The organism is Streptomyces triticisoli (assembly GCF_003270085.1).
Taxonomy (GTDB): domain Bacteria; phylum Actinomycetota; class Actinomycetes; order Streptomycetales; family Streptomycetaceae; genus Streptomyces; species Streptomyces triticisoli.
The window spans coordinates 1-13,627 of record NZ_QFDQ01000288.1; the positions used below are offsets into that span (position 1 = coordinate 1).

Below are 13,627 nucleotides of genomic sequence, written 5' to 3' on the forward strand. Positions count from 1 at the left end.
GCGCCCGACGCCGCCCGCGGCGCCGTCGTGGGCGGGACGTCGCTCGCCGGCACGCCGACGACCCGGACCGCCCTCCCGGCCGGCTTCACGGCCTCCGACGGCGGCTTCACGGCGGCCGGCGGCGCGCGGCCCGGGACCGGCGTCCGGTTCCACGGCGTCGGCTCGCTCGCCGGGCCCGGCAGCCAGAGCGAGGCCACCGACATCAACGACCGCGGCGTGATCGTCGGCGTCAGCGCGGTGCCGGGCACGGGGACGACCCACGCCTTCCTCATGGACCCCGACGACGGCCGGCTCACCGACCTCACGCCGTCGGACGGGCGCAGCACCCGGGCCGAGGCGGTGAACCGATTCGACGTGGTGGTCGGCACACTCGGCTCCGTACCGGATGCCGGGCTGCCGGAGCCCTTCGTGTGGCGGCCGCGCACCGGGCTGGAGGTCCTTCCGCTGCCGCCCGGCGCCGCCGGCGCCCAGGCCGTGGACCTCAACGACGCGGGCACGGTGCTCGTCGTCGGCACGGACTCCACGGGCGTGGGCCTCCCGGTGGGCTCCTTCCTGTGGGACCCAGCCAAGCGGACGTACACCGCCCTCCCGTCGACCGGTCCCGCGGGCACCGGCCCCGTGCCGATCGCACGCACGCTCGACGAACGCGGCGGGGTGGCCGGGGGCCTGGTGTCCCCGGCCGGCGAGCAGGTGTGGCACCACACCGCGACGGTGTGGGAGCCCGGCACCCTGATCCCGCACACGCTCTCCTCCGGCGGCGGCAGCGACACGTTCGCCACCGACCGCAACGAGAACGGGATGGTCGTCGGCTGGCGGATGAACGCGCCCGGCACGGCGCCCACCGCCGTCTACTGGCCGAGCGCGGACGCGGCTCCGGTCGGACTTCCCGGTCAGGTGGCCTTCGAGGTCAACGACCGCGGCCGGATCGTGGGCATCCGCCCCGTCCCCGGCTCGACCGCGTTCCCGTTCACCGCGGTGATGTGGGAGCCGGCCCGGAACGGCCGGGTGCGGACGACCGAACTCGGCGACGAGAGCCTGGGCTCGTACGTCAACGCCCTCAACTCCTCGGGGAAGGCGGCGGGTTACGTCGTATCGACGGGCAAGCAGGGCCCGTACAACGTCGGCGGCTGGTGGAACCCGCCCCGGCAGGGCGGCGACCCGGCCGCCATCGGCGGGGAGGGCTGAGGCTCCCCTCCCGGACGCGGTACGACGGCGGCCGCCCGCTCATCGAGCGGGCGGCCGTTTCCATGTGGGAGCGCTCCGTTCAGCGTCGCCGGGTCACTGGGAGCGCCGACTGTACTTGCGGGTCGCGAGCGGGGCGAAGACCGCGACGAGGGCGATCGACCAGCCGATAGTGAGCAGCACGTAGTCCGTCGCGGGGGCGCCGTTGAACAGGGCGCGCAGCGCGTTGACCGTCGTGGTCATGGGGCTGGCCTCGGCGTACGCCTGGAGCCAGGACGGCATCGTGTCGGTGGGGACGAACGCCGACGAGATCAGGCTGAACGGGAAGATCCAGATCAGGCCGGCCGACTGCGCGGCCTCGGGGTTGGGGACGGAGAGGCCGATGACGGCGCCGACCCACGTCAGCGCGTAGCCGAAGAGCAACAGCAGCGAGACTCCGCCGACGGCGGCCAGGAACCCGCCCTGGAAGCGGAAGCCGATGAGCAGGCCCATCAACACCACGACCAGCACGGACGCGACGTTGCGGACGATCTCCGACACCGAGCGGCCGACGAGGACCGAGGAACGGCTCATCGGCATCGAGCGGAACCGGTCCATCAGCCCGCGGCTCATGTCGGTGGAGACCCCGATCGTGGTGCCGGCGACCGAGCCGAACAGGACCATCTGCACCAGGATGCCGGGCAGCAGGAACTGCGGGTAGTTCCCGCCCTCGACGTTGATCGCCCCGCCGAAGACGTAGGCGAACAGCAGGATGAACATGATGGGCTGGACCAGGGAGAACATCACCAGCTCGGGGCTGCGCAGCAGGTGCCGGAAGTTGCGCAGCGCCATCTGCCAGGCGTCGGACAGCCACCACAACAGGCCGTTGCGCTGCTGGGTGGCGACGACGTCGGGACGTGCGTCCAGGGACGTGGTGGCCATCAGCGCTTGCCGCCCTTCTTGTCGGTGCCGGTGTTCTCGGTGGCGCGTGCCGTCGCGGTCTGTCCGGTGAAGGCGAGGAACACGTCGTCGAGCGTAGGCCGGCGCACGGCGACGTCGGCGATCGCGATCCCGGCGTCCCGCAGCGGGTTGAGCAGCTCGTTCAGCGGCATGCCGTCGGGCAGCGGGGCGTGCACCTGCATCGCCTCCGGGTCGCCGACCGGCTGGGTGCCGAGCCGCTCGCGCAGGATCTGGACGGTCCTGTCGACAGCGGTGATGTCGATGAGGGTCACGTCGGCCCACGTCTGGCCGACCTCGGCCTTGAGCTGGTCCGGCGTGCCGCTGGCGATGACCCTGCCGTTGTCGATCACGGAGAGCGAGTCGGCGAGGTGGTCGGCCTCCTCCAGGTACTGCGTGGTGAGGAGGACGGTGGTGCCGTCGGCCACCAGCTCGCCGACGATCCGCCACACGTCCATGCGGCTGCGCGGGTCGAGGGCGGTGGTGGGCTCGTCGAGGAAGATGAGCTGGGGGCGGCCCATGAGCCCGGCGGCGATGTCGAGCCGGCGGCGCATGCCGCCGGAGTAGGTCTTCGCCGGCCGGCCGGCGGCCTTCATCAGGTCGAAGCGCTCCAGCAGTTCGCTCGCCCGGGCCTTGGTGTCCGCCGTGGACATGCGGAACAGCCTGCCGATCATGCACAGGTTCTCCCACCCGGTCAGCATGTCGTCGACCGCGGTGTACTGGCCCGTCAGACCGATGATGGAGCGCACCGACAGGGGGTTGCTGCGCACGTCGAGCCCGAAGACCTCGGCCTTCCCCTCGTCCGGCCTGAGCAGGGTGCTCAGGACGCGCACGGCGGTCGTCTTGCCCGCGCCGTTGGGGCCGAGCAGGCCGTGCACGGTGCCCTCCGGCACGGTGAGTTCGAGGTTGTCGAGGGCGGTCACCGAGCCGAATCTCTTGCACAGTCCAGCTACTTCGATGGCTGCTGGCATCTCCAGTGGTTCCTCTCCAAGGATCCGACGAATCTCCGGGCTACCTTGGGCATGGAAGCTACACCTGAACATCCCGTTGAATCTTTTCCCGCTGACGCGGGCCTCCTGAGCCGTAGAGTTTCAAACATGGCATATTTCCGACCGGCCGATCTCGCCCAGGAACACGGCATCTCTCCGCAGACCGTGCGCAACTACGAGCGCGACGGCCTCCTGCCGCCGGCCGAGCGCACGCCCACCGGATACCGGCGGTACACCGAGCGGCACGCCGCGGCCCTGCGGGCGTACCGGGCCCTCGTCCCGGCGCACGGATACGCCGAGGGCGGCACGATCATGCGGGCCGTCACCGAGGGGCGGCTGAATGACGCGATGGCTGCCATCGACCGGAGCCACGCCGAACTCCTGCGGGACCGGGGCACCCTGGACGCGGTCGCCGAGGTGCTGGCCCACCTGACGAAGCGTTCGCACGACGCGTGGCGCGCCCCGAGGCACACCCAGCCCTTCAGCATCGGGGAGCTGGCCCACCGCCTCAAAGTCAGCGTGGCGACCATCCGCAAGTGGGAGGAAGCGGGCGTCCTGGCCCCGGACCGCCGGCCGGACACGGGCCACCGCACGTACGACGCAGACGACATCCGCGACGCGGAACTCGCGCACTTCCTGCGGCGCGGCCGCTACCCGCTCGAACTGATCGCCACCGTGGTCCAGCAGATCCGGGCGGCTGGGGACACACAGGCGCTGGAGGCGGCCCTCGACAACTGGCGCCAGCGCGTCACCGCACGCGGCCTGGCCATGCTGAACGCGGCCTCCCTCCTGGCCGACTACCTCTCCCTGAAGGAACCCTGACAGACCCCCGCCCCACTCCCTCCCGCCCTGCGATGCTCGAACGATGCAGCACCGAGTGCGCCACCGGCGCGACTGGCTCCGGCCGTTCTCCGAGGCGGCCCGGTCGGCCGTGACCCTGGTGTGCTTCCCACACGCTGACGGTTCCGCCACCACCTTTGCCGTGTGGGCCCCGCGATGCCGCCGGAGACCTCCCTGTACGGCGTGCAGTACCCCGGCCGCGGCGACCGGCTCGGCGAGCCCGCGGTCGAGGCGGTCCGCGAGATGAGCGCCTGCGTCGCCGCCGAACCCCTCCGCGCGGCCCCGGCGCCGTACGCCCTCTTCGGCCACAGCCTCGGCGGCCCTGGTCGCCTACGAGACCGCGGCCCTGCTCCGCGCCCGCGGCAGGCCCTCCAGCCACCTCTTCGTCTCCGGCTCGGCGGCGCCGACCCGGAGAGCGCGGCCCACGACGAACTCCGCGAACTGATGCTCCCGGCGCTCCGCGCCGACATCCGCGCCAGTGAGCTCTACCGCCCCACCACCCCGCCGCACCCCCCACGCCCCTGCCCGGTCCGCTGCTACCACGGCAAGGACGACCCCACCCACTTCACCGCCTGGGCCGACACCACCACAGGCCCCTTCACCACCCACCTCCACCCGGGCGGCCACTTCCACCCGACGGGGAACCCGACAGACCTGGTGACGGATGTGACGAGCCACCTCACGCGGTGAAGAGGCCGGGGGCGAGGTGCCCTACTCGGGTGGCCCCAAGATCTCACAGGCAAGGACGGACATCATGAACGGCACTCGCACGATCGATCTCCACGCCCCTTCTGAACAGTCACCAACACCTGAGGTGCTTCGCGAGATCGAGCGTCGCGTGCTCTGGCTGTCGACGGCGATGATCCATCACGCCAACCGGGTGCGCCCGAACCCATCGGGTTTGAAGGTCGGTGGGCATCAGGCGTCGAGTGCGTCGATGGTGTCGATCATGACGTCGCTATGGTTCGGGCAACTGCGGCCGGGGGACCGGGTGTCGGTCAAACCGCACGCCTCACCAGTGCTGCACGCCATCAACTACCTGCTCGGTGAGCTGGACGAGAAGTATCTGACGACGCTGCGCGAGTTCGGGGGGTTGCAGTCGTATCCGAGCCGGACCAAGGACCCGGATCCCGTGGACTACTCGACCGGGTCGGTCGGGATCGGTGCGACGGCTCCCATCTGGGGCGCCATCGCCCGCCGCTTCGTCGACACCCGGATCGGGTCGACCGGGACGGGTCGGCAGTACTCGCTCGTAGGTGACGCCGAACTGGACGAGGGTGCGGTGTGGGAGGCGATCCTCGACCCGTCCGTCGCCGAACTCGGTGAAATCGTGTGGATCGTCGACCTGAACCGGCAGTCCCTGGACCGGGTGGTGCCGAAAATCGCCACGGGCCGACTCGAATCGATGTTCTCCGCCGCTGGGTGGCAGGTGATCACCGTGAAGTTCGGGGCCCTGCTGGAATCGCTGTTCACCCGCCCGGGCGGGTCGGCGTTGCGGACCCGGATCCTGGACATGCCGAACCCGGAGTACCAGCGACTACTGCGGTGCACCGCCGAGCAGGTGCGCACCCGGCTGCCCGGGCAAGGCCCGGACGCCGCGGCGATCGGGTCGCTGATCGCCGGCCTTGACGACGACACCCTGCTGCGGGCGATCCGTAACCTGGGCGGCCACGACCTGGACGCCCTGCGGGCGGCGTACGGGCAGATAGACGACACCCGCCCGACGGTGATCATCGCCTACACGATCAAGGGTCGTGGGCTGCCGACGCAGGGGCATCCGCAGAACCACTCGTCGCTGTTGACGGTGGACCAGTACAAGCAGTTGGCCGTCGAACTGGGCATGGACCCGGCGAATCCGTGGTCGCGGTTCGACCCGGACAGTACCGCGGGCCGGGTGTGCACCGCCTCCGCCCAGAGGCTCAAACGTGACCCCGTCGAGCTGGCAACCCCGCCCGCGGTCCCGGCCGACATGGGCCGCACCCCGTCCGGTACCTCCACCACCCAGACCGCCCTGGGGCGGGTCCTGCTCGACCTCAGCCGCCAAGCACCCGACGCCGCACAACGCGTCGTCACCGTCAGCCCCGACGTCAGTTCCAGCACGAATCTGGCGGGCTGGCTGAACAAGGTGGGTGTGTGGTCTCCGAACGAGCGGCGCAACTGGTTCGCCGACGACGCCGAGACGATCATGCACTGGCGGGAGAAGCCCACCGGACAGCACATGGAACTGGGTATCGCGGAGACAAACCTGGTCGGGTTGATGGGGGAGCTGGGAGCCACGTGGAGTCGGTGGGGACAGCCGCTGTTCCCGATCGGGGTGATGTACGACCCGTTCGTCGAACGCGCCCTTGAGCCGTGGTCGTACGGGATCTACGGGGGTGGGCAGTCGATCCTGGTCGGCACCCCGTCCGGGGTCACCCTTGCCGCGGAAGGCGGTGCGCACCAGTCGATCAAAACCCCGTCGATCGGCCTCGAGCAGCCCGGCTGCATCAGCTACGAGCCGGCGTTCGCGATCGACGTCGAGTGGACGCTACTCTCGTGCATCAGCCGATTGGGTCGACCCGACGGTAGCTCGTCGTACCTGCGGCTCTCGACCCGCCCCGTCGATCAGACTTTCGCCGCGGTGCCCACCGACCCGGCGGCCCGCGAACGCCGCCGCCGGCAGGTGGTCGCCGGGGCGTACGCCCTGCGGCACGTGGAGAGGGCCGCGGTCACGTTGGTCGGTATGGGCGCGGTGGTGATCGAAACCCTGGCCGCCGCTGATCGTCTCGTCGAACAGGGCATCGCCGCCGACGTCGTGTGCGTCACCAGCCCGGGGCTGCTGTTCGAGGCGATGCAGGCTCGGCGCGGTCTCGCGGACAGGCCTTCGTGGATCCTCGATCAGGTCTTTCCCGCCGACCGGGCGGCGCCGATGGTGACCGTCCTCGACGGCCACCCGCACACCCTCGCGTTCCTCACCGGCATCAACAACGTGCGTGGTGCCGCGCTCGGCGTCAGCAAGTTCGGACAGGCCGGCTCCCTTGATGACGTCTACCGCTACCACGGCATCGACACCGACAGCATCGTCCGCGCAGCCCTCGACATCGTCGACTGACAAGAACACAGGGAACTGACGCCACGTTGTCGAGGTTGATGTCACCGCGATCGCGCGGTTTCGGACACAGGAGAAGGACGGCTCCCACCGCCGTAAGGGGTGAAGCTGTCGTTCCTGCCATTCTTCGTGGCGGCCGCCGTCGAGGCGCTCGCAGACCATCCGGTGATCAACGCGTTGCTCGACGCCGAGTTGTTCAGGTTTTCCTTGTGCTGCCTGGCCCCTGGCGTGTGGCCCTACCAGGGTCGTCGCGCCTGCCGTCCGAAGAGGACGCCGCCCGGTTCGGGCGGTGGGGGAGTGCCCGGCTTGAGGGGCCAGGCGAGCAGCATGCCCGCGACGAAACCGACCACGTGGGCCAGGTACGCCACGGTGCCCGCCTCGGCGACGGCCTCGCCGGTGGAGTAGAACGCCTGCAGCACGAACCAGAAGCCCAGCACCAGCCAGGCCGGCAGCCGCAGCGGCAGGAAGAGGAGGAAGGGGACGAGGATCCAGACCCGTGCCCTCGGGTAGAGCACCAGGTAGGCGCCGAGGACGCCGGCGACGGCTCCCGAGGCGCCGATCAGGGGAGTGGTGGAGTAGGAGTTCGTGAGAGCGAATCCGTATGCGGCCGCGTAGCCGCAGGCCACGTAGAACAGCAGGAACCTCACATGGCCCATGCGGTCCTCGACGTTGTTGCCGAAGATGAGGAGAAACAGCATGTTGCCCAGCAGGTGCAGCCAACTGCCGTGCAGGAACATCGCCGTGAAGACCGACAGCACGGGCGACTTGTCGTAGGCCGGCGGGCCCAGCACGCAGCCCGGGCCGTGCACGCCCACGCCCACGGCACCGGTCGGTACCAGCGACGGCATCCGACCGTGGATCAGCTCTCTCGGCACGAGCGCGTACTGCTCCGTGAACGCCTCCAGATGGCACAGCTGCGCCAGCGAGCTGCCGCCCGTCACGGAGCCGGCGATGCCGGGCGTGAGCAGGAACACGACGAAGTTCGCGGCGATCAGGGCGTACGTCACCCAGGGGGTGCGCCGTGCCGCGTTCACATCATGGACGGGGATGACCACAGGAAAGTACTGCCCCTGATGTGCTCGCCGAACCGGTGAACGCCGCCGTCCGCGTGTCCGTATGCATTCTCAAGCACCCGCGGCCCGGGGAAGGCGGGCCGCGGGGACGACGTGAGGAACAGGCGATGAACGACCGAGTTGCTCCGCCCATGCACGCGCTGCCCGACGGAGAGGCCGAGATCTCGCTGGTGGTGCGGCTGCCCTGGGAGGACGTCGCCCGGCTCGGCCAGGAGGCCGGCCGGCTGGCGTCCCAGATGAAGCGGCCGGTCACGCTGGACGAGGCCGTCAGCCACCGGCTGCGCTCCGTCCGGGCCACCGCCGCGCACGCCCGGCCGGCCGGCGAACAGCCGACGGCGGTGACGTCCAGTGGGCCGGTCGCCTCGCTGCCGAGACTGAACGGGACGACGGCGTAGCGCTCAGGGCGCGCCGCCGCGGACCTTTCTCGTGGCCTTCCGCGCCGCTACGAGCACCGGGTCCCACACCGGTGAGAACGGCGGGGCGTAGCCCAGGTCCAGCGCCGTCATCTGTTCCACCGTCAGTCCGGCCGTGAGGGCGACCGCGGCGATGTCGACCCGCTTCGCCGCGCCCTCACGGCCGACGATCTGCACGCCCAGCAGGCGGCCGGTGCGACGCTCGGCGAGCATCTTGACGGTCATGGGGGAGGCGCCGGGGTAGTAGCCCGCGCGGCTGGTCGACTCGATGGTGACCGTCTCGAACTGCAGACCCACCCGGCGGGCGTCCTTCTCCCGCAGCCCGGTGCGCCCGATCTCCAGGTCGCACACCTTGCTCACCGCCGTGCCGACCACGCCGGGGAAGGTGGCGTAGCCGCCGCCGGCGTTGGTGCCGATGATCTGGCCGTGCTTGTTGGCGTGGGTGCCCAGCGGGACGTAGCGCCACTGCCCGGAGACCAGGTCCAGGACCTCCACGCAGTCCCCGCCGGCCCAGATGTTCTCGTGGCCGCGCACCCGCATCGCCCGGTCGGTGAGCAGCCCGCCGTGCGCGCCGAGCGGGAGCCCGGCCGCCCGCGCGAGCGCCGTCCCGGGGCGTACGCCGATGCCCAGCACGACCACGTCCGCCGGGTACTCGGCGTCCTCGGTGGCCACCGCCCGCACCCGGCCGTCGTCATTGGTGAGCACCTTGGTCACCTCGGCGTCGTCGACCATGGTGATGCCCAGGCCCTCCATGGCCCGGTGCACCAGGCGGCCCATGTCCGGATCGAGCGTGGACATGGGCTCCTTGTCGCGGTTGACGACCGTCACCTCGTACCCGCGCTTGATGAGGGCCTCGGCCATCTCCACCCCGATGTAGCCGGCGCCGACCACCACCGCCCGGCGGCCACGCGCACGCGTGAGGCTGTCGAGCAGGGCCTGGCCGTCGTCCAGGGTCTGCACACCGTGCACGCCGGGCGCGTCGGCGCCCGGCATGCCGGGGCGGATCGGGCGGGCCCCCGTCGCGATCACGAGTTTGTCGTACGACGTCCAGGACTCGGCGCCGGAATCGACGTCCCGCGCGCGGACGCGCCCCGCGGCCACGTCGATCTCCGTCACCTCGGTGCGCATCCGCAGATCGATGTCCCGCGCGCGGTGCTCCTCGGGCGTGCGGGCGATCAGCCGGTCCCGCTCGTCGACGTCGCCGCTCACCCAGTACGGGATGCCGCACGCCGAGAACGAGCTGAAGTGGCCGCGCTCGAACGCCACGATCTCCAGCTCCCCGGGCCCGCGCATCCTCCGTGCCTGCGACGCCGCGGACATCCCCGCGGCGTCGCCGCCGATCACGACCAGTCGTTCCTTGGCGTTCATGCTCATGGGAACACGCTACGGGGAACAGGCCCTCTCAGTCCCGTTCACCGCCCGGCTCCCCGGCCGGCTCGGGCGTGGCAGGAGCGGGGACGGGGGCAGGGACGGGGGCAGTCCCGTGGGCGGGACGGCGCGGCAGCCGGGGCCGTACGAGCCGCAGCCACACCACGGCGACCAGCGCCGCCGCCGCGGCGAACGGCAGCACCGCGCCGACGGCCAGGGCGAACCAGTGCAGCAGGGTGACGAACACACGCCAGCCGCCCGCCAGCGCGTCCACGAACCCCGGCCGGTCCTCGTCGGCGGCGGCCTCCGGCTCCGGCGTCTGGGACAGCGACAGGGTGATGGTGGCCATGCTCGTACGGTCCTTCAGCGACGCCTGCTGGGCCAGCAGCGCCTCCAGATCGGCCTCACGCCGGCTCAACTCGCCCTCCAGGACGACCACATCGCTGAGCCCGGTCGCCTGGTCCATCAGCGCGCGCACCCGCGCCACGCTCGCCCGCTGGGACTTGATCCGGCTTTCGACGTCGACGACCTGACCGGTGACGTCCTGCGCCTTCGCCGTGCGGTCGAGCAGCTTGCCGGTGCCCTCCAGGTCGGCCAGGACCTCGTCGTAGCGGTCGACGGGCACGCGCAGCACCACGCGCGTGCCCGTGTGACCGTCCTCGTCGCGGCTGGTGGTCTCGTTGCCGACGTAGCCGCCGGCGTTCTCGGTGGCGGTGCGGGCCGCGTCCAGGGCTTTCGGCACGTCCTTGACCTGCACGCTGAGCGAGGCGGTGCGGATGATGTGGCTCGCGGCGATCCGGGGCGGCGCGGTGGCTTTCGCGTCGGAGGCCGCGCCCCTGCCGCTGCCCCCGCCGGTGTCCGGCGCGGCCTCGCGGGCGTCGCCCTTGACGGCCTTGTCGGCGAAACCGGCACCGCCACCGTCACCCCCCGAGCTGCACCCGCTGAGCGCGAGCGCGGCGGCGAGCAGAAGCCCGGCCAGGGCGGGACCGGGTCGAACGGAACGTCGAGCGGAACGTCGTGCGCGCATAAGGGCGTACCCCCCAAGGGTCGTCGTGACGACTGTCGCTTCTTCGACGCACGCTCCACATGGAACGTTGGCCGAAAACGGTTCCGATGCGGTCACGTTCGGGACTCGTGCCGGACACCGGGGCGCGGGGGGAACGTCAGTGGGGTCTGAGAGAGTGGGCACATGAGCGCAACAGGTACGGGCACGGGCCATGTCGTCGTCATCGGGGCCGGGATCGCGGGGCTGGCCGCTGCGCACCGGCTGCTGCTGCGCGGGGCGCGGGTGACGGTGCTGGAGGCGGCGGACCGGGTCGGCGGCAAGCTGCTGCCGGGCGAGATCGCGGGCGTGCGCGTCGACCTGGGCGCCGAGTCGATGCTGGCCCGACGGCCGGAGGCGGTGGACCTCGCGCGCGAGACGGGCCTCGCCGGACGGCTCCAGCCGCCGGCCACCGCGACCGCCTCGATCTGGACCCGCGGCGCCCTGCGCCCCATGCCCAAGGGGCACGTCATGGGCGTCCCCGGCACGGCCTCCGCACTGGCCGGCGTGCTGTCCGAGGAGGGCCTCGCCCGCATCGAGCGCGACGCCGAGCTGCCCCGCACGGAGGTCGGCGAGGACGTGGCGGTCGGCGAGTACGTGGCGGCGCGCCTGGGCCGCGAGGTCGTCGACCGCCTGGTCGAGCCCCTGCTCGGCGGGGTCTACGCCGGCGACGCCTACCGCATCTCGATGCGCTCGGCCGTCCCGCAGCTCTTCCAGGCCGCGCAGGCCCACGACTCCCTGCTGGAGGGGGTCCGCGAGATCCAGGCCGGGGCCGCCGCCGCACAGCGGACCGGGCCGGTGTTCATGGGCATCGAGGGCGGGGTGGGCCGGCTGCCGCTCGCGGTCGCGGAGTCCGTGCGCGCCCGCGGCGGCGAGATCCTGACCGGCACGCGCGTGACGGAGCTGCGCAGGCAGGACCACACGTCCTGGCGGGTGGTCGCCGGGGACCGCGTGCTGCACGCCGACGCCGTGATCGTCGCCGTGCCCGCGCCCGTCGCCGCCGGCCTGCTGCGCGCCGAGTCCCCCGAGGCCGCCGCCGAGCTGCGGGCCGTCGAGTACGCCTCCATGGCCCTGATCACCCTCGCCTACCGCCGCGCCGACGCCGTCCTGCCCCAGGGCAGCGGCTTCCTGGTGCCGCCCGTCGACGGCCGGACCATCAAGGCGTCCACCTTCGCCTCCCAGAAGTGGGGCTGGATCGCCGACGAGGACCCGGACGTGGTGGTGCTGCGCACCTCCGTGGGGCGGTACGGCGAGACGGAGATCCTGGAACGGGAGGACACCGAACTCGTGGAGGTCTCCCGGCACGACCTGCGCGAGGCCACCGGCCTGGACGCCACACCGCTGCAGACCCGCGTCACCCGCTGGACCGACGGCCTGCCCCAGTACCCCGTCGGCCACCACGCGCGCGTGGCCCGCATCCGCGAGCACGTCGGCAAGCTCCCGGGCCTCGCGGTGTGCGGCGCGGTGTACGACGGCGTGGGCATCCCGGCGTGCATCGCGAGCGCGTACGCGGCGGTGGACCGGCTCGGCGGCGACTCGTGAGTGTGCAGGAACTCACCGTGGCCCCGGTGCGGAGCCCGCACGGCGGAGCGGGACAATGGCCCCATGAGTGCTGACGCCCCCACCCCCGAGTCCGCCAGGATCCCGAACAAGGGCAAGCTGGCCAAGGACCTCAACGAAGTCATCCGCTACACCCTGTGGTCCGTCTTCAAGCTGAAGGACGGGCTGCCCGAGGACCGCGCGGGCTACGCGGACGAGGTCCAGGAGCTGTTCGACCAGCTCGCCGCGAAGGACGTGACCATCCGCGGCACGTACGACCTCTCGGGCCTGCGCGCCGACGCCGACCTGATGATCTGGTGGCACGCCGAGAACAGCGACCAGCTGCAGGAGGCGTACAACCTCTTCCGCCGCACCAGGCTCGGCCGCGCGCTCGTGCCGGTGTGGTCGAACATGGCGCTGCACCGCCCCGCCGAGTTCAACCGCTCGCACATCCCGGCGTTCCTCGCCGACGAGACGCCCCGCAACTACATCAGCGTCTACCCGTTCGTCCGCTCCTACGACTGGTACCTGCTGCCCGACGAGGACCGCCGCCGCATGCTCGCCGACCACGGCAAGATGGCCCGCGGCTACCCGGACGTGCGCGCCAACACGGTCGCGTCCTTCTCCCTCGGCGACTACGAGTGGGTCCTCGCCTTCGAGGCCGACGAACTGCACCGCATCGTCGACCTCATGCGCCACCTGCGCGCCTCGGAGGCCCGCATGCACGTGCGCGAGGAGGTTCCGTTCTTCACGGGGCGCCGCAAGGACATCGCGGAGTTGGTCGCGGGTCTCGCCTGACCTCTGGCTGGGGTCCGGGGCCGGCCGGGGGTCCGGGGGTTGTCCCCCGGATGATGCAGTACGGGGCGCCGCAAGGACATCGCGGAGTTGGTCGCGGGTCTCGCCTGACCCCTGGCGGGGCCCGGGGCCGGCCTGATCATGTCCTGGCGGCGGGCCGGCCGGTCCCTCCCCCGCAGTGCGTCCCGCAGTTGTCGCGCGCGGGAATCCCGGAAGGTCGGACCGCCCGGCCGCGGCTCCGGGTGCGGGGCACATCCCGCGCGTCCGGGCACCTGCCGAAGTCGATACCGGCCGCTCGGGCGCGCGCCGCCGCCACGGCGGTGCCGCGCTGCTCCGCCGTCGCGCCGGGGGACCGCTCCGCG

General features: G+C 71.9%; 11 protein-coding genes and 2 pseudogenes. 7 read left to right on the forward strand and 6 right to left on the reverse strand.

Annotated features, from left to right (window positions below):
- Positions 1–1,185 (forward strand): annotated as a pseudogene (locus tag DEP02_RS32245) (hypothetical protein); the annotation flags it as partial.
- 93 nt (positions 1,186–1,278) lie between these two features.
- On the opposite strand, the gene DEP02_RS32250 reads toward DEP02_RS32245, so the two are convergent.
- Positions 1,279–2,103, reverse strand: a complete 825-nt coding sequence (locus tag DEP02_RS32250; RefSeq protein WP_112471217.1) for an ABC transporter permease — start codon at positions 2,101–2,103, stop codon at positions 1,279–1,281.
- Positions 2,103–3,089, reverse strand: coding sequence for an ATP-binding cassette domain-containing protein (locus tag DEP02_RS32255; protein WP_112471218.1), 987 nt, complete (start codon positions 3,087–3,089; stop codon positions 2,103–2,105). The genes DEP02_RS32250 and DEP02_RS32255 overlap by 1 nt, the downstream gene beginning before the upstream one ends.
- Before the next feature lie 126 nt (positions 3,090–3,215).
- Between DEP02_RS32255 and DEP02_RS32260 the strand changes: the two genes are divergently transcribed.
- The 3 genes from DEP02_RS32260 to DEP02_RS32270 all read left to right on the forward strand — a co-directional run bounded on the left by DEP02_RS32260 (position 3,216) and on the right by DEP02_RS32270 (position 7,038).
- Positions 3,216–3,929, forward strand: coding sequence for a TioE family transcriptional regulator (locus DEP02_RS32260; RefSeq protein WP_112471219.1), 714 nt, complete (start codon positions 3,216–3,218; stop codon positions 3,927–3,929).
- A 162-nt stretch (positions 3,930–4,091) separates the two neighbouring features.
- Positions 4,092–4,637: a thioesterase II family protein gene (locus DEP02_RS35965; protein ID WP_157977591.1), complete on the forward strand. Its 546-nt coding sequence runs from the start codon at positions 4,092–4,094 to the stop codon at positions 4,635–4,637.
- 169 nt (positions 4,638–4,806) lie between these two features.
- Positions 4,807–7,038 (forward strand): thiamine pyrophosphate-binding protein, encoded by a 2,232-nt coding sequence (locus DEP02_RS32270; RefSeq protein WP_232839378.1) that lies wholly within the window; start codon positions 4,807–4,809, stop codon positions 7,036–7,038.
- 233 nt (positions 7,039–7,271) lie between these two features.
- On the opposite strand, the gene DEP02_RS32280 is transcribed toward DEP02_RS32270, so the two are convergent.
- Positions 7,272–8,090, reverse strand: a complete 819-nt coding sequence (locus DEP02_RS32280; protein ID WP_112471222.1) for a rhomboid family intramembrane serine protease — start codon at positions 8,088–8,090, stop codon at positions 7,272–7,274.
- Positions 8,091–8,215: 125 nt separating this feature from the next.
- Here DEP02_RS32280 and DEP02_RS32285 point away from each other — a divergent pair, with 125 nt between their 5' ends.
- Entirely contained in the window at positions 8,216–8,503 is a 288-nt protein-coding gene (locus DEP02_RS32285) for a hypothetical protein (RefSeq protein ID WP_112471223.1), read from the forward strand.
- A 3-nt stretch (positions 8,504–8,506) separates the two neighbouring features.
- On the opposite strand, the gene DEP02_RS32290 is transcribed toward DEP02_RS32285, so the two are convergent.
- Together DEP02_RS32290 and DEP02_RS32295 are read right to left on the reverse strand one after the other, a co-directional pair.
- Entirely contained in the window at positions 8,507–9,895 is a 1,389-nt protein-coding gene (locus DEP02_RS32290) for an FAD-dependent oxidoreductase (RefSeq protein WP_112471224.1), read from the reverse strand.
- Positions 9,896–9,923: 28 nt separating this feature from the next.
- On the reverse strand, positions 9,924–10,916 hold the full coding sequence (locus tag DEP02_RS32295; RefSeq protein WP_112471225.1) for a DUF4349 domain-containing protein: 993 nt from the start codon (positions 10,914–10,916) through the stop codon (positions 9,924–9,926).
- A gap of 162 nt (positions 10,917–11,078) precedes the next feature.
- Between DEP02_RS32295 and hemG the strand changes: the two are divergent.
- Positions 11,079–12,547, forward strand: a pseudogene (gene hemG / locus DEP02_RS32300) (protoporphyrinogen oxidase).
- Positions 12,537–13,268 carry a hydrogen peroxide-dependent heme synthase gene (gene hemQ, locus DEP02_RS32305; RefSeq protein ID WP_112471227.1) on the forward strand — a complete coding sequence of 244 codons (732 nt, stop codon included), beginning with the start codon at positions 12,537–12,539 and terminating at the stop codon, positions 13,266–13,268. Before hemG ends, hemQ begins: the two are co-directional and overlap by 11 nt.
- Positions 13,269–13,404: 136 nt before the next feature.
- On the opposite strand, the gene DEP02_RS35200 is transcribed toward hemQ, so the two are convergent.
- A partial coding sequence (locus tag DEP02_RS35200) for a hypothetical protein (RefSeq protein WP_157977592.1) occupies positions 13,405–13,627 on the reverse strand: 223 nt, incomplete at its 5' end.